We start from the raw sequence: 26,015 nt of genomic DNA, 5'->3' as shown, positions 1-26,015 counted from the left end.
ATGCGCCGCAAAGCCATCACCGTTTCCGAACATACGCTCGTGTCGGAACGCGTGCTCTCCCCGGACACCACGCTGCCGCTGGTGATCGAACCGGCCGCCGCCGGCGTCAGCCTGGTTGCGTGGGCCGCAAGCCAGCGGCCAGCGCTGGAAAAAAAGCTGCTCGAGCATGGCGCCATCCTGTTCCGCAATTTCGGCATCCATACGGTGGAGCAGTTCGAACAGGTCATCGCAGCGCTCTCGCCCGGCGCGCTCGAGTACCAGTTCCGCGCTTCGCCGCGTACCCGGGTGGGCGGGAACATTTATACGTCGACCGACTATCCGGCCGACCAGATGATCTTCCCGCATAACGAGCACTCGTACTCGCCCAAATTCCCCCTGCGCCTGTTCTTCTACTGCCACGTGGCTCCCGAGGTGCGCGGCGAAACGCCGATCGGCTCCACGCGCGACGTCATGCGCCGCATTCCCGCCGCGGTCATCGACAAATTCCGCGAAAAGAAAGTGCTCTACGTGCGTAACTACGGCGACGGCTTCGGCCTTGCATGGCCAACCGTCTTCCAGACCGAAGATCGCTCCGAAGTCGAAGCGTATTGCGCCTCGGTCGGCATCACGGTCGAGTGGAAGCCGGGCAACCGCCTGCGCACCACCCAGCAAGGTCCAGCCATCATGCGCCACCCGCGCACCGGCGAAGAGGTGTGGTTCAACCATGCCACCTTTTTCAACGTGAGCACCCTGCCGGAAGCCATCGGCAGCTCGCTGCAGGCCAGCTTCGGTCCGCAGGACCTTCCCACCAATACCTTCTACGGCGACGGCAGCGAGATCGAACCGGAGGTGCTCGAACAGCTGCGCGCCGCGTACCTGCAGTCCCTGATGAAGTTCCAATGGCAGCAGGGCGATGTGCTCTTTATCGACAACATGCTGTGCGTGCACGGCCGCGAACCGTTTTCCGGCAAGCGCGCCATCATGACCGGCATGGCCGAAGCGCTCTACAGCAAAGACCTGGATCAATAAATGGAGTTGAACATGACCGAAGTGACCGGCTTTCGCGCCTCGCCCCAACAAGCCGCCTGCTGGAGCCTCCAGGACGGCGCCGCCAGCCATCCGTACTGGGCCAGCCTGCGCCTGCAGATCGACGGCCCTTGCGATACGGCCGCGATCAACGCCCGCTTCCAGGCCTTGGTGCAGGCCGAGGAGATTCTGAGCACGCGCCTGTGCGCGGTGCCGGGAATGCGCCTGCCGATTCAGCAAATCGGCGGCGCGACCGCACCGGTTCTTCAACTCGGCGAAGCGCAGCAGCAGGATGCCAGCGCGCTGCAAGCGAACCTGTGGCAGATCGGCGATCAGCGCCATGTGCTGGCCTTGCGCGCGCCCGCCACCCATGCCGATTCCGCCAGCTTGCGGCTGATCGCCGCGCAGCTGATCGCGCCGGGCACCGACAGCGAGCGGCTGCAGTACGCCGACTACGCCGAGTGGAAGAACACCCTGCTCGAAACGCCCGACGCGCCCGGAACGCAATACTGGCAGCAGCAACTGGCCGACCCGGCGCCGCCATTGTCGCTGCGCCTTGGCTCAAGCGGAACGAACGGCGCCTTCCAGCCCCAATCGATGGCGCTGGCAACGCACGTCGATGCCGCCGTCTTCGCCGCTGCGGGATACACAGCGGCCCAATGGCTGTCAGCCGCCTGGATGATTTTCCTGTCGCGCCTGAGCGGACAATCGCTGGTGGAAATCGCCTACACCGATAGCGGCCGTGGCGACGCGCTGGACAATGCGCTCGGTCTCTACGAGCTGGCGCTCCCGGTGCGTGCCACGATCGATCATCAGCTGTCGATGCACAACCAGATCGGCGCGCTGCGCGATGCGGCCAGCCTGGCGCTTGGCTGGCGCGACTACCATGATGGCGGCGCCGTCCCGCAGTTTGGCTTCGCATGCGTCGAAGAGCCGGCATGGCCCGGCATCACCGTCATGCAGGAGCAGTGCATTGCCCGCCGCTTCAGCCTGCGCCTGTCCGTACGAGCCGGCATGCAGCGCGCCGCCTGCGCGTTCGACTACGATCCCGCGCTCTGGGATGCGGCCGCCCTGCAACTGCTCGCCGAACAGTGGGATCTGTTCGTCACTGCGCTGGCCGACGACAGTGGCCGTCCAACCGGCGGCGTGTCGCTGCTGGGTCCCGTGCAGCGCGCCATCGTCGCCATGCCAGCCGATCGGCCGCCGGTCGAGGCAATCAGTATCGTGGACCTGATCGAACGGCAGGCCGCGCAGCATCCGGCGGCGCCGGCACTGGCCGATATCAGCGCCACCCTCAGTTATTGGGCGATGAACAGCCGGGCAAACCAGCTGGCGCACCGGCTGCTGCGCAGCGGGGTCGCACCGGGTGACATCGTCGGCATCGTCCTGCCACGCTGTAACGACATGAACGTCGCGATCCTTGCCGTGCTCAAAGCCGGCGCCGCCTACCTGGCGCTCGATCCCGGTTATCCGTCCGAACGCCTGGACTTCATGGTGCGGGACAGCGGCGTGCGCCAGGTGATCGGCTATGCCGCGCAGCCAGGCACGGCGCCGCATGTGACGATCGCGCTCGACCAGGAGGCGCCATCGGATGCGCAGCTGCCGGACACCAATCCAGGCCTCATCGCTGACCTTGCGCTGCCCGCATACCTGATCTACACATCGGGCTCCAGCGGCCAGCCGAAGGCGGTCGAAATCAGCCACCGCAGCCTGAGCCAGTCGACCCAGGTGCGGATGGCCTTCTACCGCCAACCGGTGCGCGCATTCCTGCTGCTGTCCTCGTTCTCCTTCGACAGTTCGGTCGCGGGCATCTTCTGGACGCTCGCGCAAGGCGGCAAACTGGTCTTGCCCGCGAGCGGCGACGAACTGGTGCTCGATACCCTTTGCAACCTCATAGAGAAGCATGCGGTCAGCCACAGCCTGTCGCTGCCGTCGCTGTACGGCGCTTTGCTCGACCATGCCTCGCCCGTCCGCCTGGCCGGGATCGCGACATGGATCGTCGCCGGTGAGGCCTGCACCGACGCGCTGGTGGCCCGCCACCACGACCTGCTGCCCCAGGCAAGCCTGGTCAACGAATACGGCCCGACCGAAGGCGGCGTATGGGCCAGCGCCGAGGTGCTGACCTGCGCGCGCGCGGCAGGCATCGGCCGTCCGGTTGCGGGCATGACGGTGGACCTGGTCAACGAATACGGCGCTGCGGCGGCGATCGGCGAGACTGGCGAAATCTATCTGGCGGGTGCGCAACTGGCGAGTGGATACCGCGGCCATCCGGAACAGACGGCGGCATCGTTTGCCAGCCAGGCGCACATCGCCGGCGGCCAGCGCGCCTATCGCAGTGGCGACCTGGCATGCTGGAATGCCGACGGCAGGCTGCATTTCCTGGGCCGGCGCGACCACCAGGTCAAGATCCGCGGACACCGCGTGGAACTGGCGGAAATCGAACGCCATCTGCTGGGACATGGCGACATCGGCGATTGCGTGGTGGTGGCGCAGGAACAAGCGGGCGGCAAGCGCCTGCTGGCCTACTTTACCGGCCGCCAGGCGTCTCCGCCGGATGATGGCGCGCTGCGCAACTACCTTGCCGAACGCCTTCCCGCGTACATGGTGCCGGCGCTGTTCATTGCCCTGCGCACGATGCCGCTGACGCCGAACGGCAAACGCGACGTCAACGCGCTGCCCGACCCGGACAGCGCGGCCCGCATGCGCGACCAGTACGTGGCGCCGCGCACCGCGCTCGAAAAGGAGCTGGCCGATATCTGCGCCGGCGTGCTGCGGCTGCCGCGCATCGGCGTGACCGACAATTTTTTCCAGGTCGGTGGCGACTCCATCCTGAGCCTGCAGGTTGTCACGCGCGCGAACCGCAGCGGTATTACCCTCAGCACGCGCCAGGTGTTCGAACACCAGACCGTTGAAGCCATGGCGGCCGTGGCAGAGTGGCGCCAGGCCGACTCCTTCGAGGCCGACGTGGGCTGGCTGCAAAGCTGGACCGACGGCGCCATGCTGGACGCATTTGCATTGGGCGCCACACGCTACCGCATGGACGCAGGCGAGGTCCTGGCCGCGGCGCTGGCCCGTGCCCTGCTGGCCGAGCGCGATGGCGGGCCGCTGCGACTGACACGGCTGCACGACGGCGGCAACGGCCAGTACGTGACGCACCACGCGTTCCAGGCCGGCGACACCGGCTGGCAGTCCTTCGCCCATGAAGCCAAGGCGGCGCTGCGCCGCGAAGCCGAAGCGGGACCGGCCGGCGACGTCTGCCTGGCAGTGAGCGAAGCAGCCGGCACGGCGCTTGAGGTCCAGCCGGCACGCGCCCAGGCGCCGCTGCAGCTGGCCGCCACCCTGCTGCCCCATGCGCTGACATTGGCCTGGTCGGCCGACAGCGGCCACTACACCGAAGAGCGCTTGCACCAGCTCTCGGCCGCGGTGGCGCAAGGCTTGCTGGAGCTGGCGCAGCATTGCGCGGCCAATGCCGGCGCTGGCCTGATGGCGCAAGACTTCCCCGCTGCGGGCCTCGACCAGGATGCCTTGGAAGAGCTGCTGGCCGAACTTAACTCGGACAGCGCCTCGTAACGCGCTCGCCGATTACAAATAACAGAACAAGGATTTCCTGGATGACCGCAGTCAACGCCCACAATATCGAAGACATCTACCCGCTTTCGCCGCTGCAGCAAGGTATGCTGTTCCATACCCTGCTCGACGGCGACTCCGGTGTGTACCTGATGCAGGACCGCTATCGCATCGGCGGTGCCATCGATGGCCAGGCCTTCCTGCGCGCCTGGCAGCTTGTGGTGCAAGCCCATCCCGCGCTGCGCACCAGCTTTTTGTGGAAAACGCAAAAGCAGCCCATGCAGATCGTCCACCAGCACGTTGACGTGCCGGTTGAACAGTTCGACCTGCGTGGGCAGGACGACGCCGAACAGGAAGCCTTCATCCAGCAAGTGCTGGCGGACGAGCAAAAACGCGGCTTCGACCTGAGTAAACCGCCGCTGATCCGTTTCCGGCTGGTGCGCCTGGCCGACGAATCCTATGAGTTCATCCGCAGCTTCCACCACATCCTGATGGATGCCTGGTGCATTTCGCTGGTGACGATCGATTGCATGAACGCCTACGCGGAACTGGTCGCAGGGCGCACACCCCAGCTGCCGCGTCCACGCCGCTACCGCGACTATATCGACTGGCTGCAAAAGCAGGACCGCGGACAGGCGCAGCAATTCTGGCAGCGTGAACTGGCCGGCATGAACGCACCGACCGGCCTGGCGGTCGATCAGGGCGCGCGCGGCGAGCAATACACCTCGGCCGTGCAGGTCCAGGACCTGACCGTGTTCCTCGACCAGGCGCAGAGCCAGGACCTGGAACGCTTTTGCCAGACCCACCGCATCACGCCAAATACGCTGTTCCAGGGCGTGTGGGCGCTCTTGTTAAGCCGCTACAGCGGCAACCGCGATGTCCTGTTCGGCGTCACCGTGGCCGGCCGCCCAGCCGACCTGGCGGGCGTCGAGCAGATGATCGGATTGTTCATCAACACCCTTCCGCTGCGGGTCGCGGTGGAGGAGGACCAGCCGGTCGTGGCGTGGCTGCAGCAAGTGCAGGCGCATAACCTGGAAATCCGGCAGTTCGAACACACGCCGCTGGTGGACATCCAGGGCTGGAGCGACTTCGCGCGCGGCGAATCGCTGTTCGACAGCATCCTGGTCTACGAAAACGCACCGGTCGACGAAAAACTCCTGCGCGGCGAGCTGGCGGTGAAGTTCGACAGCATGGACCATAGCGTCCACACACACTATGGCCTCACCGCCGTGGTGCTGCCGGGCGAGCGTGTCGGCATGCGCCTGTCGTACGACACCCGCCGCTTCGCCAGCGACGCGGTGGCGCGCATGCTGGGGCATATGCGCGAGCTCCTGCTCGGCATGCTGGCCCAGCCCCAGTCGCCGCTCTCCGCCATCGAAATGCTCACCGCGGACGAGCGCAACACGCTGCTGCGCGACTGGAACGCGAGCGAACATGACTTCCCGCTCGACCAGACCTACGCATCCTTGTTCGCCCGACGCGTGGCCGCGCATCCGGATCGCGTTGCGGCTGTCTGCGGCGCCGATTCGCTCACCTACGCGGAACTCGATCGCCGCGCCAACCGCATCGCGCGTGCGCTGCGCACGGCCGGCGCCGGGCCGGACACGCTGGTGGCGCTGATGGCCGAACGCGGCTTGCCGCTGCTGACCATGATGATCGCGGTCTTCAAAGCTGGCGCGGCCTACCTGCCGCTCGATGTGCTGCACCCGCCCGGCCGCCTGGCCGACATCCTTGCGTTGAGCCGGGCGCCGCTGCTGCTCGCATCGGAAACCAGCGGCAAGCTGCTGGACCAGGTCATGAGCGGCGCGCCGCACCGTCCCGTTGCCCTGCTGGCCGAATCGATCTGGCTGCGCGGCGACGACAGTGCACTGGCGCCACTTGGCAACCCAGGCGACCTGGCTTACGTCATTTTCACGTCCGGCTCCACCGGCCAGCCGAAGGGCGCGATGGTCGAACAACGCGGCATGCTGAATAATATTTTCGGCAAGGTCCCGACGCTCGGCATGGACGAAAACGACCGCATTGCGCAAACCGCATCGCCAGCATTCGACATTTCGGTCTGGCAGTTCCTGGCGGCGCCGCTGGTGGGCGGCACCGTGCATATCCTGCCCGACGCCGTCGCCCATGATCCATTCCTGCTTCTGAAAGCGATTGACGCCTCGGCATTGACCCTGATCGAAGCGGTACCGACGGTCATTCGCGGCATGCTGGACGTGTGCCCGCCGGACTGCACGCTCGCATCGCTGCGCTGGGTCCTGCCTACCGGCGAAGCACTTCCGCCAAGCGTGTGCCGCAGCTGGTTCGAGCGCTTCCCTTCGATCCCGTTCATGAATGCCTACGGCCCGGCGGAATGCTCGGACGATGTGGCCTTCCACGCCATTAGCACACCGCCGAACGACGCCATGCTGGCCATGCCCATCGGCCGGCCTACCGCGAATAACCGCTTGTTCATTCTCGACGCGGCACTGCGCGCGGTTCCGATTGGCGTGCCCGGCGAAATCTGCGTGGCCGGCGTGGGCGTCGGACGTGGTTACCTCAACGATCCGGAGCGCACCCTCGCCGCCTTCGTTCCCCACCCGTTCGAGGCCGGCGCACGTTTCTATCGCACCGGCGACATGGGCCGCTATGGGGCCGACGGCGTCATTGAATTCCTCGGCCGCCGCGACCAGCAGGTCAAGGTGCGCGGCTACCGAATCGAACTGGGCGAAATCGAATCCCGGCTGGCCCAGCATGAGGCGGTCAATGAAGCGGCGGTGGTGCCCCAGGCGGACGCCCGGGGTGAAACCCAGCTGCTCGCCTACTGGTCGCGCAAGGAAGGCCATGAGGTCGATGCGAACACGCTGCGCGATCATCTGGCGCTGCAACTGCCGCACTATATGGTACCGGCCGTGCTGGTGGAACTGGAACGCCTGCCGCTGAACCAGAACGGCAAAGTGGACCGCAAAGCACTAGGCGCACGCCGCACTGACCTGAGCCAGCAGCAGCGCCGCCATGTCGCGCCACGCACCTCGACCGAACAGCAGCTCGCCGCGATCTGGACTGCCGTGCTGGCGGTGCCGGACCTCGGCATCGAAGACAGCTTCTTCTCGCTGGGCGGCCATTCGCTGCTCGCGACCCAGGTCATTTCCCGCATTCGCACCGGATTCAAGCTCGAATTGCCGCTACGCGCCGTGTTCGAATTCCCGACCATCGCCCAACTGGCGCGCGCCATCGACGACACCCTGGCGCGCCAGAACAGCCAGCCGCTCTTGCCCGCCATCGTGGCGCAGCAGCGGCCCGCGCGCCTGCCGCTGTCGTTTGCCCAGCAGCGGCTGTGGTTCCTGGAGCAGTTCAATCCCGGCACCAGTCTATTCAACATTCCTTTCGCGCTGGAGCTGACCGGTGAACTGGATGCCGGCATGCTGGTTCGCAGCTTTGAATCCCTGCTTGCGCGCCATGAAGTACTGCGCACCGGGTTTGCCAGTGAAGGCGGCGAGGCATGGCAGCATGTTGCGCCGACGGCGCCGTTCGCGCTGCCGCTGATCGACCTGCCCGAGGCCGAACTGGCCGGGCGGCTCGAGGACTTCTTCCGCCAGCCATTCGACCTTGCCAGCCCTCCGCTGCTACGCGCCCAGTTGCTGCGCCTGGACGAGCGGCGCACCGTCCTTGCGGTGGTGCTGCACCATCTGGTATCGGACGCCTGGTCGGCCACGCTGGCCATGCGCGAACTGACAGCCTGCTACGCCGCCTACCGCACTGGCACCGAGCCAAAGCTGGACGTACTTCCGATTCAATATGCCGACTTCACGCTGTGGCAGCGCGCGCACCTGCAAGGGCCGGAGCTGGAACGCCAGCTCGCCTACTGGCGCACCGCCCTGGGTCCTGTCGACGGCCGCCAGCCACGCTACGTGCTCGATCTGCCGCATGACCACCCGCGTCCATCCGTTCAAAACTACGAGTCCGGCAGCCTGTCACTACGCCTGCCGCCGGCCCTCTCCCAGCGGCTGCACCGGCACGCCAGCGAAACCCGGGTATCCGCGTTCAGCCTTGTTTTCGCCGCCTTCGCCGCGCTGCTGCACCGTTTCAGCGGCGAGACGGATATCCTGATCGGCACGCCAGCGTCGAACCGCCAGCGCGCGGAAACCGAATCGATGCTGGGCATTCTGCTCAATAACCTTGTCATCCGCACGGAGTTCAGCGACCGCCCCAGCTTTTCGACGCTCGCCCGGCGCGTCGGTGACGCCTTGTTCGAAGCGCAGCGCCATCAGGACCTGCCGTTTGAGCAGTTGGTCGACGCCCTGGCCGTGCCGCGCAGCGTGGAACACGCGCCGCTGTTCCAGGTGATGGTCGCCCAGCAGTTGACGATGGAGTCGCGCGTGTCGCTCCCTGGCCTGGAGATGCGCGCGCTCGACACGCCGCTGGCCCAGTCCGAATGCGAGCTCGATCTGCACGTCGCCTGCCCGCACGACGGCCCCGTGGACCTGGAACTGCTCTACGCAAGTGCCCTGTTCGAGAAAGCGACGGCGCAGCGTCTGCTGGCCCAGCTGGAAGCATTGCTCGAAGAAGTGCTTGACGCTCCCCAGCGTGCGCTTGTGGCGGGAGACCGTCAGCCGCGCAGCGTGGAAGCGCAAGCGCTCGCGCCATCGGCGCCGTCGGTCATGCCCGAGGACCAAACGGAGCTGGCCATTGCCGCGATCTGGACCGACGTGCTGCGCCTGCCGCAAGGACGCGTCGGCCGGCATGACAACTTCTTCCACCTTGGCGGCCACTCCCTGCTCGCCACAGTCGTGCTGGCGCGCATGCGCGATCGATTTGGCGTCGTGCCGGCATTGCGCGAGCTGTTCTCCAATCCGACCATCGCGCAACTGGCCCCGCTTGTCGGCGCGTCAAGCGCCCTTGCCGCCCCTTCCATTGGCGTTCAGCCCCGGCCTGCCGTGCTGCCGCTGTCGTACGCCCAGCAGCGCCTGTGGTTCCTGAGCCAGCTCGCGCCGGCGGCCGCCTACAACATCAGTTCGGCCATCGAGCTGCGCGGCCGCTTCGAGCCTGCCCGCATGCAGCGGGCACTTGAACTGGTATCGGCGCGCCACGAAATCCTGCGCAGCCGCATCGTTGAACAGGGCGCCGGCGCCGTGCTGCTGATCGACGAAGACGCATCGCTGCCCCTGCCGCTGGAGTTGGCCGCACCTGCCAGCGACGAAGCCTGGGAACAGGCGATGCAAGCCGCCGTCTCGCGCGAAGCGCAGCTGCCGTTCGACCTGGCGCACGACCGCCTGCTGCGCGCGCGCCTGCTCCAGCGCGAAGGCCACGACCAGGTCCTGCTGATGCTGACCGTGCACCACTGCGTGGCCGACGACTGGTCGGTGCAACTGCTGGTCGACGAACTGGCCGCCGCCTACCATGCGCAGGAACTGGCGCCGCTGCCGATTCAGTATGTCGACTACAGCCTGTGGCAGCGCGACAGCGCCCAGCAGGAACGCAACCGCGCCCAGCTCGACTACTGGCGCACCACCCTGGGCGACGGCAGCTATGTGCTTGACCTGCCGACCGACCGGCCGCGCGCCGCACAACCGGGCGAGGACGCCGGCGCATGCTTCCTGCGCCTGCCGGAACAGTTGGCCGACGACGTGCGCGCCTATGCCGGCGTCCACGGCGCGACCGTGTTCATGGTGCTGCTGGCGGCCCTCAAGGTCACCCTGGGCCGTTACGCCGGCCAGCGCGATGTGTGCATCGGCACGCCGGTCGCCAACCGCGGCCTGCTCGAAACCCAGGGCCTGATCGGCTGCTTCGTCAATACACTGGTCATCCGTTCCGACATCGGCCAGGCGTTCCCCGGACTGCTGGAACAGGTACGCCAGCAGGTCCTCGCGGCCCAGGAAAACCAGGATGTGCCGTTCGAGCAGGTAGTCGATGCCCTCGTCGATGACCGCAATTTGGCCCAGACACCGTTGTTCCAGGTCCTGTTCGTGATGCAGAACGCCCGGCTCGACGACAGCCGCTGGCCCGGTCTGGCGCTGCGTGAAATCGGCAGCGAAAGCCGCGTCGCCAAGTTCGACCAGAACTGGGAAGTGCATGACGACGGCAAGGCGCTGAGCGTCATGCTTGAATACCGTAGCGCCCTGTTCGACGCCGACACCATGGAGCGCTGGCTGGCCCAGTGGCAGCACGTGCTGCGGCAAGCCATCGCCAACGCCCCCGTCGACCAGCTGCCGCCGGCCGAGCGCGATCGCCAACTGGTGCAATGGAACGACACGGCCAAGGCCTATCCGGGCCCGCACACCCTGGTGGCCGCGCTCGACGCCCAATTGGCCGCCAGCCCGGACGCCCCTGCCCTGCTGTACGAAGGCGTCACGCTGACCTACGCCCAGCTGCATGCGCGCGCCAACCGCCTGGCGCACGCGCTGCGCGCCGAGGGCGTGGGACGCGAGAGCATTGTCGGCGTGTGCATGGAGCGCTCGGTCGACATGGTCGTGGCCCTCGTAGGCATCGCCAAGGCCGGCGCGGCCTACCTGCCGCTCGACCCGGAACTGCCGGCTGCGCGCATCGCTTTCATGCTCGACGACGCCAAAACGCCGCTAGTACTGACCCAGGCGGCCCTGCTCGAGCGTCTGCCAAAAACGGTCGCGGCCCGTTGCCTCGATGCGGCCTGGCTCGACGCCTACCCGCAGTCGGCACCGGCCGACATCAGCCAGCCTGCCGACCTGGCCTATGTGATCTACACGTCCGGTTCGACCGGCCAGCCCAAGGGCGTGCTCACCGAGCACGCGGCGCTGATGAACCGCCTGCACTGGATGCAGGACAGCTTCGCCATCGGCGCGCAAGACCGCGTGCTGCAAAAAACGCCGTACAGCTTCGACGTGTCGGTGTGGGAGTTCTTCTGGCCGCTGATGAGCGGCGCCTGTTTGGTCATGGCGCGTCCGGGCGGCCACCAGGACAGCGGCTACCTGGCCGAACTGGTGCGCCAGGCCGGCATCACCACCCTGCACTTCGTGCCGTCGATGCTGCAAGCCTTCGTGGCCGAACCGGGCCTGGCCGCGTGCACCAGCCTGCGCCAGGTGTTCTGCAGCGGCGAGGGGCTGCCTTACGATTTGCAGCAACGCTTCTGCAAAGCCCATCCGGCCCGGCTGATCAACCTGTACGGCCCGACCGAAGCGGCCATTGACGTCAGCGTGTGGCGCTGCGATCCGGCGTCCGCGCTGCGCTTCGTCCCGATCGGCAAGCCGATCGCCAACCTCCAGCTGTATGTGCTGGACGAGACGATGAAGCTGCTGCCGCAAGGCGCAGTGGGCGAGCTGTATATCGGTGGCGCCGGACTGGCGCGCGCCTACCTGAACCGCCCCGAATTGAACGCCGAGCGCTTTGTCGCCCATCCGTTCCGTGATGGCGCGCGCTTGTACCGGACCGGCGACCGCTGCCGCTTCCTGGCCGATGGCAGCATTGCCTACCTGGGGCGCTTCGACCATCAGGTCAAGCTGCGCGGCCTGCGCATCGAACTGGGTGAAATCGAAACCCAGCTCACCGCCCTGGCCGACGTGGCGCAGGCGGTAGCAATGGTCTCCCGCGAACAGCTGGTCGCGTATATTGTTCCTGCCGCCGGCCACGTGCCAACGTCCGAACAGCTCGCGCAGGCCCTGCGCCTGCAGCTGCCTTCCTATATGGTGCCCACCGCCTTCGTCATGCTCGACCGGCTTCCGCTCACCAGCAACGGCAAGACCGACCGCAAGGCGTTGCCGGCGCCGGACATGGTGCAGGATTCGACAACCATCGAACCACCGGCAAGCAGCGCAGAACAGGCAGTGGCCCGGTTATGGTCGGAGGTCCTGTCCATTCCACTGGAACAGATAGGCCGGCACAGCAATTTCTTTCACCTTGGCGGCCAATCGCTGCTCGCGACTGTGCTGCTCGCGCGCATGCGCCAGCGCTTCAGCGTTGTACCGCAGCTACGCGAGCTGTTCTCCAACCCGACCATCGCGCAACTGGCTCCGCTTGTCGGTGCTGCGGGCGCACCTTCCGCCCCTTCCATTGGCGTTCAGCCCCGGCCTGCCGTGCTGCCGCTGTCGTACGCCCAGCAGCGCCTGTGGTTCCTGAGCCAGCTCGCGCCGGCGGCCGCCTACAACATCAGTTCGGCCATCGAGCTGCGCGGCCGCTTCGAGCCTGCCCGCATGCAGCGGGCACTGGAACTGGTATCGGCGCGCCACGAAATCCTGCGCAGCCGCATCGCTGAACAGGGCGCCGGCGCCGTGCTGCTGATCGACGAAGACGCATCGCTGCCCCTGCCGCTGGAGCTGGCCGCACCTGCCAGCGACGCAGCCTGGGAACAGGCAATGCAAAACGCCGCCGCGCACGAAGCGCAGCTGCCGTTCGACCTGGCGCATGACCGCCTGCTGCGCGCGCGCCTGCTCCAGCGGGAAGGCCACGACCAGGTCCTGCTGATGCTGACCGTGCACCACTGCGTGGCCGACGACTGGTCGGTCCAGCTGCTGATCGATGAACTGGCCGCCGCGTACCATGCGCAGGAACTGGCGCCGCTGCCGATCCAGTATGTCGACTACAGCCTGTGGCAGCGCGACAGCGCCCAACAGGCGCGCAACCGAGCCCAGCTCGACTACTGGCGCACCACCCTGGGCGACGGCAGCTACGTGCTCGACCTGCCGACCGACCGGCCGCGCGCCGCCCAGCCGGGCGAGGACGCCGGCGCATGTTTCCTGCGCCTGCCGGAACAGCTGGCCGACGACGTGCGCGCCTATGCCGGCGCCCATGGAGCGACCGTGTTCATGGTGCTGCTGGCCGCCCTCAAGGTCGCCCTGGGCCGCTACGCCGGCCAGCGCGATGTGCGCATCGGTACCCCGGTCGCCAACCGCGGCCTGCTCGAAACTCAGGGCCTCATCGGCTGCTTCGTCAATACCCTGGTCATCCGTTCCGATATCGGCCAAGCTTTCGAACAGCTGCTCGAACAGGTACGCCAGCAGGTCCTCGCGGCCCAGGAAAACCAGGATGTACCGTTCGAGCAGGTAGTCGATGCCCTCGTCGACGACCGCAATCTGGCCCAGACACCGTTGTTCCAGGTCCTGTTCGTGATGCAGAACGCCCGGCTCGACGACAGCCGCTGGCCCGGCCTGACGCTGCGTGAAATCGGCAGCGAAAGCCGCGTCGCCAAGTTCGACCAGAACTGGGAAGTGCATGACGACGGCAAGGCGCTGAGCGTCATGCTCGAATATCGCAGCGCCCTGTTCGACGCCGACACCATGGAGCGCTGGCTGGCTCAGTGGCAGCACGTGCTGCGCCAAGCCATCGCCAATGCCCCCGTCGACCTGCTGCAGCCGGCCGAGCGCGATCGCCAGCTGGTGCAATGGAACGACACGGCCAAGGCCTATCCGGGCCCGCAAACCCTGGTGGCCGCGCTCGACGCCCAATTGGCCGCCAGCCCGGACGCCCCTGCCCTGCTGTACGAAGGCGTCACGCTGACCTACGTCCAGCTGCATGCGCGCGCCAACCGCCTGGCGCACGCGCTGCGCGCCGAGGGCGTGGGACGCGAGAGCATTGTCGGCGTGTGCATGGAGCGCTCGGTCGACATGGTCGTGGCCCTCGTAGGCATCGCCAAGGCCGGCGCGGCCTACCTGCCGCTCGACCCGGAACTGCCGGCTGCGCGCATCGCTTTCATGCTCGACGACGCCAAAACGCCGCTGGTACTGACCCAGGCGGCCCTGCTCGAGCGTCTGCCAAAAACGGTCGCGGCCCGTTGCCTCGATGCGGCCTGGCTCGACGCCTACCCGCAGTCGGCACCGGCCGAGATCAGCCAGCCGTCCGATCTGGCTTATGTGATCTACACGTCCGGTTCGACCGGCCAGCCCAAGGGCGTGCTCACCGAGCACGCGGCGCTGATGAACCGCCTGCACTGGATGCAGGACAGCTTCGCCATCGGCGCGCAAGACCGCGTGCTGCAAAAAACGCCGTACAGCTTCGACGTGTCGGTGTGGGAGTTCTTCTGGCCGCTGATGAGCGGCGCCTGCCTGGTCATGGCGCGTCCGGGCGGTCACCAGGACAGCGGCTACCTGGCCGAACTGGTGCGCCAGGCTGGCATCACCACGCTGCACTTCGTGCCGTCGATGCTGCAAGCCTTCGTGGCCGAACCGGGCCTGGCCGCGTGCACCAGCCTGCGCCAGGTGTTCTGCAGCGGCGAGGCGCTGCCTTACGATTTGCAGCAGCGCTTCTGCAAGGCCCATCCGGCCCGGCTGATCAACCTGTACGGCCCGACCGAAGCGGCCATCGACGTCAGCGTCTGGCACTGCGATCCGGCGTCCGCGCTGCGCTTCGTCCCGATCGGCAAGCCGATCGCCAACCTGCAGCTGTATGTGCTGGACGAGGCGATGCAGCTGCTGCCGCAAGGCGCAGTGGGTGAACTGTATATCGGCGGCGCCGGGCTGGCGCGCGCCTACCTGAACCGCCCCGAATTGAACGCCGAGCGCTTTGTCGCCCATCCGTTCCGGGATGGCGCTCGCCTTTACAGAACCGGTGACCGCTGCCGCTTCCTTGCCGATGGCAGCATCGCCTACCTGGGCCGCTTCGACCATCAGGTCAAGCTGCGCGGCCTGCGCATCGAACTGGGCGAGATCGAAACCCAGCTGACCACCCTGGCCAGCGTGGCGCAAGCGGTGGCCATCGTCGCCAACGGCCAGCTGATCGCCTATGTGGTGCCGGCCCAAGGCCACGCGCCAAAGGCAGGGGAGCTTGCCCTGGCGCTGCGCGAACAGCTGCCCTCCTACATGGTGCCCGCCGCCTTCGTCATGCTCGATCGCCTTCCGCTCACCAGCAACGGCAAGACTGATCGCAAGGCTTTGCCGGCGCCCGCATGGAGCGAACAGCAGGCCGCGTTCCAGCCGCCGTCCACCCCTACCGAGCGCACGCTATGCACGCTGCTCGAAGGCCTGCTCAAGCTGGAACGCGTCGGCTTGGGCGACAATTTCTTCTCGCTCGGCGGCGACTCCATCGTCGGCCTGCAGTTCATTGCGCAGGCTCGTGGCCAGGGAATTGCCATCACCCCACGTCAGTTATTCCAGCAACGTACGGTCGGAGAACTCGCACTGGTCGCCAGCACGGTAACCGCCCTGGATGCGGAGCAGGGAATCCTGACCGGCGCAGTGCCGCTGATGCCGATCCAGCACTGGTTCTTCGAGCAGGACCTGGCCGACAAGGTCCACTGGGACCAGTCAGTCCTGCTGCGTCCACATGCCCCGCTCACGGCAGACCTGATCCACGCCACGCTGACCCGCCTTGTTGAACAACACGATGCCCTGCGCCTGCGATTCACCTTCGAACACGGTCAGTGGAGCCAGCAATACGGCGACGCGCGCGAAGCCTATGCCTTTGGCGAACGTACCGTGGGCGCCAATGAATCGATTCCACACGCTCTCTCGGGTTTTTCCGCCAGCGCGGACCTGGCGCGCGGACCGCTGCTGTGCGCCGTCCTGCTGCACCTGCCCGGCGGAGAACAGCGGCTGTATCTGGCAGCGCATCACCTGGTGGTCGATACCGTTTCATGGCGCATCCTGCTGGAAGACTTCGCCACCATGTATGGCCGGCCGGCCAGTCAGCCAGCCAAAACCAGCTCGCTGCGCCAATGGGCTGAACGCGTGCGCCATTACGCGGCGGCCCAGGCGCAGGCCCAGCGTGGCTACTGGGAGGCGCAGCCAGCCGCCACGCCGCTGCCGGTCGATAGCACTGACGGCGACAATCGTGGCCGCGACCAGGTTGCGCTGCTCGAGAAGCTCTCGGCCGCTTCCACCGCCGACCTGCTGCACAAAACGCACCAGGCATACCGCACCCAGGTCCAGGACCTGCTGCTCGCCGCGCTCACCGCAACTCTGTGCGAATGGAGCGGTGCCGACGGCATCACGCTGGACCTGGAAGGCCACGGACGCGAATCCTTGTTCGCGGACCTGGACGTGAGCCGGACCGTGGGCTGGTTCACCACGCTGTACCCGGTACACCTGTCGCTGCCCACCGGTGCGGCGGATGCGCAGGTCATCCAGGCCGTGAAGGAGCAGATGCGCGCCATTCCCGAGCATGGCTTCGGCTACGGTGCGCTGCGCTACCTGGCTGGCGACAATGGCCAGCTTGGCAAGCGCCCTCGCAGCCCGGTGCTGTTCAACTACCTTGGCCGCATTGATGGCGGCGACAGCAACGCCATGCTGTCGTTGGCGACGGAAGCAACCCCGCTCGAGCAGGCGCCGTCCAACCAGCGCACGCACGAACTGGAGATCGTCGCCGCCATCCAGCAGGACGTACTGCAGGTCGAATGGCGCTTCAGCGGCCAGCGCCTGCGGCAGGAAAAACAACAGCAGCTTCTCCTCGGATTCATGAAGCGCCTGCGCCAGCTGATCGATCACTGCCAGCACAGCAGCGGCGCCTTTACGCCGTCGGACTTCCCGATGGCCAAAGGCATGAACCAGCAGACACTTAACAAATTACTCAGCAAACTGAAATGAAGAATATCGAGAACGTCTACTCCCTGTCACCCTTGCAACAGGGACTGCTGTTTCATCAGAACTACGATCCGGCATCGCGCGTGTACCACCAGCAGGTCAGCCTGGCCATCGAGGGAGCTCTCGACGCCACAGTGTTCGCCGATGCGTGGCGCCAGCTGATGACACGCCATGCGGTACTACGCACCGGCTTCGTGTGGGAGGACCTGGATGACGCTTTTCAGGTCGTCCACACCGAACTGCCGCTCCCGCTAACGCAACTGGACTGGCGCACCCGCGCGGACGCCGGCCAGGCGCTGTCCGCGCTGGAACTCGAACAGCGCAACGCGGCCTTCGCGTTCGACGAGGCGCCGCTGATGCGCATTTGCCTGGTACGCATGGCCGAACAGCGATGGCACATGGTGTGGACCTTCCACCATATCCTGCTCGATGGCTGGAGCGTTGGCCTTGCGCTGCGCGACTGGCTGGATATCTATGGTTCCCTGAGCCGCCGCGCCAGCCCTGCCCTGGCACCCGTGCGCGCCTATCACGACTACATTGGATGGCTGGCGGAGCAGGACGCCGGCGCTGCGGAAACCTACTGGCGCGGCCAGCTGCATGACTTCACCGAACCGACGCCATTGCCGGCATTGGTGGCAAGCCGTGAGGTTCCGGCCGGCGCGCCCTGCGCCGAACAGCATCTGCTGCTCTCTGACCAGGAAACAGAAGCCATCGCCGCGCTCGCGCGCACGCTCCAGGTCACACTCAACACGGTTGTACAGGGCGCATGGGCGCTACTCCTGGGCGGCTACGCCGGACGCGAAGAAGTGCTTTTTGGCGTGACCTCGGGCGGCAGGCCGGATGCCTTGCAGGGGTCCGACGACATGGTCGGCCTGTTCATCAATACGCTGCCGCTGCGCACTGGCTGGTCCGACCGCCCGCTTCTGGGCGAGTGGCTGCGCCGCATTCAAGACGCCAACATCGAACTGCGCCAGTTTGAATACACGCCATTGTCCAAACTGCGCAACTACAGTGCCATCGCATCCGGGCAAAGCCTGTTTGAATCGATTCTCGTCTTCGAAAACTTCCCCCTCGATGAAGCGCTCGGCAGCGGCGCGGGCGGGCTGACGTTCAGCACCGGCGATGAAGCGCCGGACACCGGCAGCGTCACACTGACCCAGGGCCGCAACAACTATCCGCTGTCGCTGATCGTCGCACCGGGTGAACGGCTGGAGCTCACGCTCAGCTACGACCGCTCCCGCCTCGGCGAGACCGAAGTGCGCGCCATGATCGCGCGTTTGCACGCGCAGTTGCGCGCCATGCCCGCCCATGCCCTCACCCCGGTCCAGGAGCTGGCCCGCGCCGATGCCATCGAACAGGATCGCCTGATCGCGTGGGGAACCGGAACGCCGCTGGACGCGCCGGCATGCTGCCTGCACCAGCTGTTCGAGCGCCATGCCGACGTAGCGCCGCAACAGGCGGCCGTGACGAGTCCCGCAGGGACGATCAGTTATGCGGAACTTGAGTCGCAAGCAAACCGGCTGGCGAACCATGTTCTCGGTTTGGGTCTTGAAGCCGGGGAGGTCGTGGCGATTGCGCTGGAGCGCTCGCCGCAATTCGTCGTTGCGATGCTCGCCACGCTCAAGGCTGGCGGCTGCTACCTTCCGCTCGACTTGAAACAGCCGCCGGCCCGCCTGGCCGGCCTGCTGGCCGACAGCGGCGCGCGCTACGTCATCTGCCAGGATGACTGGAACCCGCCGACGCCACTCGCCACCATCCGTCTCGCATCGATCACCGGGCACGACGTCCGGCCGCAAATCGCATCACTGCATCCGGACCATGCGGCCTACCTGATCTACACGTCCGGCTCCACCGGCCAGCCCAAAGGTGTCTTGCTGCCGCACCGCGCCATCGTCGATTATGTCCATGGGGTGCTGCACACGCTGGCCCTGCCACCGGCAAGCCGCTTCGCGCTGGTGTCGACCATCGCGGCCGACCTTGGCCACACGCAGCTGTTCGGCGCCCTGTGCGGCGGCGGCACGCTGGTTCTGGTCGACGAAGACACCGCATTCCAGCCAGCCGCCCTGGCGGCCTTCATGCGGCGCGAGCAGGTTGACGTCCTTAAAATCACGCCGAGCCATCTGCGCGGCCTGCTGGCGGCGCATGCATCGGCCGATCTGCTTCCCCGCCACACGCTGGTCTTCGGAGGCGAGGCGTTCGAATCGGCACTTCTGGGTCAAATCGCCGCGCTGGCGCCAGCGCTGCGCATCTTCAACCACTACGGCCCGACCGAAAGCACGGTGGGCGCCATCGTCAACCGGCTCGACGGCCATGCCTTCGATGCCGCCATCCCGCTCGGCAAACCGCTTCCCAACCGTCGCCTGTATGTACTGGACGACGAGCGCAAGCCGGTCGGCATGGGTATTCCGGGAGAGCTGTACATAGGCGGAGAAGCGCTTGCCACGGGTTACCTGGGCGCGCCCGCATTGACGGCGGAGCGCTTCGTTGCCGATCCGTTTGCCGGCGGCGCCCGGCGCATGTACCGCACCGGCGACCGCGTACGCTGGCTGGCCAATGGCGAGCTGGCATTCATTGGACGCGTGGACAGCCAGGTCAAGATCCGCGGCCATCGCGTGGAACTCGGTGAAGTCGAAGCGCAGATCCGGCAGCTGTCGCCGCATATCGTACAGGTGCTTGCGCGCCTTGCGGAAGTGCCGGACCAGGGCCCCCGCCTGCTGGCGTATGTCGTCGCCAATGGCTCCCTGTCGTCCGACAAACTGCGCAGCGACCTTGCGGCGCGCCTGCCGGAACACATGATCCCGTCCACCTTCATCCAGCTCGACGCGATTCCCCTCACCGCCAACGGCAAGCCGGATACGCGCGCATTGCCGTTGCCGGACAGCCGCGCGTCGTCGGCCCGCCAGCATATCGCGCCGCGTAACGACCTGGAAGCAACGCTGGCGGACATCTGGCAGAACGTGTTGAAACGCGACCAGATCGGCATCGACGACGACTTCTTTGAGCTGGGCGGCGATTCCATCCTGAGCCTGCAAATCATTGCGAGGGCAAATCAGAACGGCATCAAGATCACACCCAAGCAGCTGTTCGCGCACCGGAGCGTGGCGCAACTGAGCGCGCATTTATCATCGGGCTTGCCCGACGCGGCACCTGAGCCTACCCGGGCACTGCCGCTTTCCGCGGGCCAGCGCGCGCGCCTTGAACATGGCGTCCCTCCCGCCACCTGGCGTTGCATCGCCCTGGAACGCCCGGTAACGCTGGAGCATCTGAAGGTGGCGCTTGCGGCGCTGTGCGCTCGCCATCAATGCCTCCAACTGCAGATTGCCCAGGATGCGCGCGGCGAGTGGCGCCAAAGCCTGGCCGCAACAGCAGCAGCGGTTCAGCAACGGCAGGTAGCGCCAGCCATGCTCGACGACGCAAGCGCCCTCGCCGCTTTGGCCGCCCCGGTTGCCGGTCTCCAGGCCTGGCTGCTGGATACGGGAACATCGCAGGCCCTGCTGCTGGCCGCCCCCGGATTGATGGCGGACGAAGAATCGTGGCCCGTCCTGCTTGAGGACCTGAACCTCGCCCTGTCGCAGGCCGCTTTCGAGCGGCCGCTGGCATTGTCGCCATCGAAGCTCGACTTCGCCGAGTGGGCGGCGCAGCAGGATAGCCATGCCCATGGAGACGACCTCGATGACGCATGGGAGCACTGGCTCGGTTTCGCCGAGACCGACGTAGCGCGCGTCGACGTCCCATCGGCCGTATCCCAACCGGCAGCGTACACGCTGACCACCGGCCAGACGGCGCAGCTGGAACGCCTGCGCCAACGCATGCACCTCGGCTGGCCAACGCTGATCGCGATGGCGCTGACCGCCGAATTCGCGGGCGAGATCGTGCTGATCGACCTGCCCGCGGGCAGGCCAGGCGATCAGCGCATCGCCGGCGCACTGTCCCACAACGTCCCATGCTTTCTGCGCATGGCTGCCGAATCGAGCCCGCTGGAACAGCTGCGCGCCATCGAAACGCAGCTCGCAAGCGCGCAACGCGACTACGGCGTGCTTCGCTATTTGTCCGACAACAGCTATCTGAAAGAGCCGCTCCTTGCCTTGCCCGCGCCGCAAATCGGCGTCGCCTTCACCGGAGACTGGGGCTCGCACCGCGAACCGTACGCCATCCTCGAGACCACACTGGCCGCCAGCCGCGCCCCTGCCAGCGGCCACGCCTTGCACATCAGCGCCAGCGTAAACCACGGACAACTGGTACTCGACTGCCAGGGGCCACTGACCGGCAAAGGCGAGCGCATGGTCGGCCGTCTGCTTGAACTGGCGTCCCTGTGCGAAGACCCGCAAGCGCGCCCCGACTCGTCCGAATTTCCACTGTGCGTGGACGCGGCCAGCTTGCCGCTGGACTGGAACGTCGTGGAAGACGTCTATCCGCTGGCTCCCACCCAGCACGGCATGCTGCTGCATACGCTGATGGCGCCCGACAGCGGCGTGTACCTGGTCCAGCAGCGCTATCGCTGGGAAGGTCATCTCGACCGCGCGGCGCTGGAAACCGCATGGAGCCAATTGCTGGCCCGCCATCCGATCCTGCGTACCGCTTTCTGGTGGCAGGGCGACCTGGCGCCGGTGCAGTACGTGCAGCGCGAGCTGGCGCCATCGTTCGCATGGCATGACCTGCGCATGCTGGACGCCGATGCACAGTCACGCCAACTGGAATCCGAACTGGCCGCCGAATCGATGCGCGGCTTCGACCTGGCGCGCGCTCCCCTTACCTTCCTGCGCGTGTTCCAGCTCGCGGACAATCAATTCGAACTCGCGCGCAGCTACCATCACATTCTCAGCGACGGCTGGTCGTTCGGGCTGGTGATGGAAGACCTGCTTGGCCTGTACCGGGCCGCGTTGCGCGGCGAGCCAGCCGCGCTGGGGCCGGTGCGCCCGTACCGCGACTATATTGCGTGGCTGGCCGCCCAGGATGGCGCATCGGCCGCTGCATTCTGGACGAACGAACTGGCCGGCTTCACCGAACCGACCAGCCTTCCTGTCGCCGCGCCGGAACCGGCCGGTGCGACGCGCGGCTGCGCCGACGTCGACGCCCTCCTCAGCGTCGACCAGACCCGGCGCATGCAGCAGCTTTGCCAGCAGCACCAGCTCACGCCGAATACCTGGGTCCAGGGCGCATGGGCGCTGCTGCTGGCGCGCTACAGCGGCGCGCCCGAAGTGCTGTTCGGCGTCACCGTCGCCGGACGTCCAGCCGATCTGCAGGGCGCCGAGGAGATGGTTGGCTTGTTCATCAACACCCTGCCGCTACGCGTGGCGATCCCCGACGAACAGCCGCTGGCCGACTGGCTGCGGCAACTGCTGGCCCACAACCTGGAACTGCGCGACTTCGAACACACGCCCCTGGTGGACATCCAGGGCTGCAGCGCGGTCGAACGCGGACGCTCGCTGTTCGACACGCTGGTCGTGTTCGAGAATGCGCCATTCGGCGCGCAGGAAGCGGCCGGCGCGCTCGATGCCAACATCGACATGCTGCATGACCGCAGCCATACCAACTACCCCATCACGGTCATGGCGATGCCGGGTGAACGTTTGGGCCTGCGCATTTCCTACCAGCTGGCGCGCTTTGGCGCCGCCACCATGGACCGCATGATGGGGCATCTGCGCGAACTGCTTTCGCAAATGATCGCATGCCCGGAAAGCGCCATCGGCAAACTCGGCATGCTGCCGCTCGCCGAACAGCAGGCAATGGCGGCATGGAACAGCAGTGCCCACGACTTCCCGCTCCATCGCAGCTATGCCGAGCTGTTCTCGCAGGCCGCGTCGCACCACCCCGAGCGCATTGCGGCTGTGTGCTCGGGCCACTCGCTCAGCTACGCGGAGCTCGACCAGCGCTCCAACCGTATCGCCCACACCTTGCTGGCTCGCGGAGCGCAGGCCGACACCATCGTCGCGCTGATGGCCGAACGCGGTCTCGATCTGCTGGCCATGATGATCGGCGTCCTGAAAGCCGGCGCCGCCTTCCAGCCGCTCGACGTGAGCCACCCGCCGCGTCGTCTGGCCGAGCTGCTCGGCTTGAGCGGCGCGCCGCTGCTGCTCGTTGCCGGCGACGGCGCGGCCCTGGCCGACCAGGTACTGGCAATGACCGACAGGGCGCCTGTCTGCCTCGACGCGCGCGCTTGTGCGCACCACGGCGACGCGTCGCCGCCCCTGGCGGCCAGCGCACCCGGCAACCTGGCCTATGTCATCTTCACCTCGGGATCCACCGGGAAGCCGAAAGGGGCGATGGTGGAGCAGCGCGGCATGCTCAATAATATCTTCGGAAAGCTGCCAGCCATCGGGCTTGGCGAGCATGACCGCCTGGCGCAAACGGCGTCGCCCGCGTTTGACATCTCGGTCTGGCAGTTCCTGGCGGCGCCACTGCTCGGGGCAACGGTGCACATCCTGCCCGACGCGGTCGCGCACGACCCGCAACGTTTGATGCAGGCCATCGACGACGATGGCATCACACTGCTTGAAATCGTTCCATCGATGCTGCGCGCGATGCTCGATAGCGACGTCCACCCGGCGCGCCTGTCCACGCTGCGCTGGCTGATGTCGATCGGCGAAGCGCTGCCTCCAGTTCTGTGCACGCGCTGGCTGGAACGCTACCCGGCGGTGCCGCTCATGAATCTGTACGGCCCGGCCGAATGTGCCGACAACATCGCCTTCCACGCCATCGACACTGCGCCGCAAGCCGACTGCGTGCACATGCCGGTTGGCCGGCCCACCGCCAACAACCAGCTCTTCGTGCTCGATTCGGAGATGCGCATGGTGCCGATTGGCGTGCCGGGCGAAATCTGCACCTCCGGCGCTGGCGTCGGACGCGGCTACCTGAACGATCCGCAGCGCACCGACGCCGTGTTCGTAGCGCACCCGTTCGAACCCGGTGCCCGCTTCTACAGGACCGGCGACCTGGGACGCTACCGCGCCGATGGCGCCATCGAATTTCTCGGCCGCCGCGATCAGCAAGTCAAGGTGCAGGGGCATCGGATTGAGCTGGGCGAGATCGAAAGCCGATTGATGCAGCACCCGGCGGTTGGCACGACTGCGGTACTGGCCCTGCCCGCCGCCGACGGCGGACAGCGGCTGGTGGCGTTCTGGCAGGCCAAACATGGCGCCACGGCCGATAGCGCCGATCTGCGCGAATTCGTTGAGGAAGTGCTGCCCGCCTACATGGCGCCCCAGGTGTTCGTCAGCCTGGAACACATGCCTTTGAACGCCAACGGCAAGCTTGACCGCATCGCGCTGGCCCGCCTGGTTCCCGTACCGGGCCAGGTGGACGCCGCCGTCCCGCTCATCGCGCCGCGCAGCGACAGCGAAGTGCGCCTGGCGGCGATATGGTCAAACCTGCTGAAGGTCGAGCAGGTCGGCATGCACGACAATTTCTTCGCGCTGGGCGGCCATTCGCTGCTGGCGACGCAGCTGGCGTCGCGCATCCGTGCCGGGTTCTCCGTCAACCTGCCGCTGCGCGCGGTATTCGACCACCCGACGCTGTCGGCATTGGCGGGCGTGCTCGACACGCTGGCCGCCACGCGCGCCGGCGCGGTCCTGCCGCCGATTGCGGCAGCATCGCGCGATGCGGTACTTCCGCTGTCGTTTGCGCAGCAGCGCTTGTGGTTCCTGGAGCAGCTGGCACCGGGAAGCGGCATGCTGAACCTGCCGTTTGCATTGCGCCTGACAGGAAAGCTCGACGCCGAGGCCCTGCGCCGCAGCTTCGAGCTGCTGGTGGCGCGCCATGAAGTCCTGCGTACCGCCTTCGTCAGCATCGATGGCGTGCCCCGCTTGCGCATCGCGGCCGCGGAGCGCTTCGAACTACCGGTAAGGGACTGCCGCGGCATGCCGCGCGCAAGCATTGAACAGGTCATCCGCAGCGGCCTGGAACAGGGCTTCGACCTGGCCCGTGCGCCCCTGCTGCGTGCCGAACTGCTGCTGGCGGACGACACCGAGGCGTATCTGTCGGTCGCGCTCCACCACATCGCGGCCGACGGCTGGTCGCTGGCACTGCTGGTGAACGACCTGGCTGACGCCTACCGTGCGTTGTGCGCAGGCGCCGACCCTGAGCTCATGGCCCAGGCGCTGCAGTATGCCGACTACGCGCAGTGGCAACGCAGCCACCTGCCCGGCCCTGCATGGCAACAGCAGCTGGACTACTGGCGTTCGCAGCTCGAGAATGCGCCCGGTCCGCTGTCGCTTCCAGGTTTCACCGCAGCGCCAGGAGCGGAGGCGGGACGCCACCGCGGCGCGCTGCCAGCCGCGCTGTCGCACGGCCTGCGTCAGTTTTCCGAACGCCATAACGCATCGCCCTTCATGGTGCTGTATGCAGCGCTGAACGTGCTGCTGCACCAGCAAACGGGCAGCAGCGACGTGGTGATCGGAACCGATGTCGCCAATCGCCATCATGGCGAAACGGAAGCCATGGTGGGCTTTTTCGTCAATCAGCTGGTGCTGCGCTGCCGCCTGAACGGAGAGCAGACCATCGCGAGCCTGGTGGCCGACTGCCGCCGTATCGCGCTCGACTCCTACCAGCATCAGGACCTGCCGTTCGAGGCGCTGGTGGCCGACCTTCTGCCGCAACGCGATTCGGACCGGACGCCTTTTTTCCAGATCAAGCTGATACTCCAGAACATACCGCAGCGCGACCTGGTGCTGGGCGCACTGGCCGTGGAAGAACTTGAGCTGGAGCCGCACGATACGGAACTGGACCTGCTCATCAATGTGATTCCCGATGGCGAGAGCTACACGATAGTCTACGACTACGCGCGCAAGCGCTACGATGCCGCCGCCATCGCGCAGCTCGATGCGCTGTTCGCGGCCACCCTGCACCTGATGGTCAGCGGCGAGCAGCTTCAGGTTGGCCAGGTGTGCGAACAGCTGGTCCAGGGCGTACTGCGGAACTTGCATCAATCACAGGCGGCGTCCCGCCCCACGCTCGGCAGCGTACGCCGCAAGCCTGTCACGCTTTGAA

The 26,015-nt window shown here is 66.7% G+C and carries 4 protein-coding genes; all 4 read left to right on the top strand.

What is annotated here, in order from left to right; translation table 11 throughout:
• Genes CR152_RS19185 through CR152_RS19170 form a run of 4 tightly spaced genes read left to right on the top strand, consistent with a single transcriptional unit; the run spans position 1 to position 26,014 of the window.
• Positions 1 to 1,008, top strand: a complete 1,008-nt coding sequence (locus tag CR152_RS19185) for a TauD/TfdA family dioxygenase (protein ID WP_208640147.1) — start codon at positions 1 to 3, stop codon at positions 1,006 to 1,008.
• Positions 1,009 to 1,020: 12 nt separating this feature from the next.
• Positions 1,021 to 4,575 (top strand): non-ribosomal peptide synthetase, encoded by a 3,555-nt coding sequence (locus CR152_RS19180; protein WP_167399921.1) that lies wholly within the window; start codon positions 1,021 to 1,023, stop codon positions 4,573 to 4,575.
• Between the two features lie 41 nt (positions 4,576 to 4,616).
• Complete coding sequence (locus tag CR152_RS19175) at positions 4,617 to 17,033, top strand: non-ribosomal peptide synthetase (protein WP_099877214.1); 12,417 nt, start codon at positions 4,617 to 4,619, stop codon at positions 17,031 to 17,033.
• On the top strand, positions 17,030 to 26,014 hold the full coding sequence (locus tag CR152_RS19170) for a non-ribosomal peptide synthetase (protein ID WP_099877211.1): 8,985 nt from the start codon (positions 17,030 to 17,032) through the stop codon (positions 26,012 to 26,014). The genes CR152_RS19175 and CR152_RS19170 overlap by 4 nt, the downstream gene beginning before the upstream one ends.
• Position 26,015 lies beyond the last annotated feature (1 nt).

The organism is Massilia violaceinigra (assembly GCF_002752675.1).
Lineage (GTDB): Bacteria > Pseudomonadota > Gammaproteobacteria > Burkholderiales > Burkholderiaceae_D > Telluria_A > Telluria_A violaceinigra.
This window is presented reverse-complemented; position numbering and strand designations above follow the sequence as displayed.

Bases quoted from the DNA above. Each gene is read 5' to 3' on its own strand.
- CR152_RS19170 (WP_099877211.1), top strand. From the start codon at position 17,030: ATGAAGAATATCGAGAACGTCTACTCCCTGTCACCCTTGCAACAGGGA.
- CR152_RS19185 (WP_208640147.1), top strand. From the start codon at position 1: ATGCGCCGCAAAGCCATCACCGTTTCCGAACATACGCTCGTGTCGGAA.
- CR152_RS19180 (WP_167399921.1), top strand. From the start codon at position 1,021: ATGACCGAAGTGACCGGCTTTCGCGCCTCGCCCCAACAAGCCGCCTGC.
- CR152_RS19175 (WP_099877214.1), top strand. From the start codon at position 4,617: ATGACCGCAGTCAACGCCCACAATATCGAAGACATCTACCCGCTTTCG.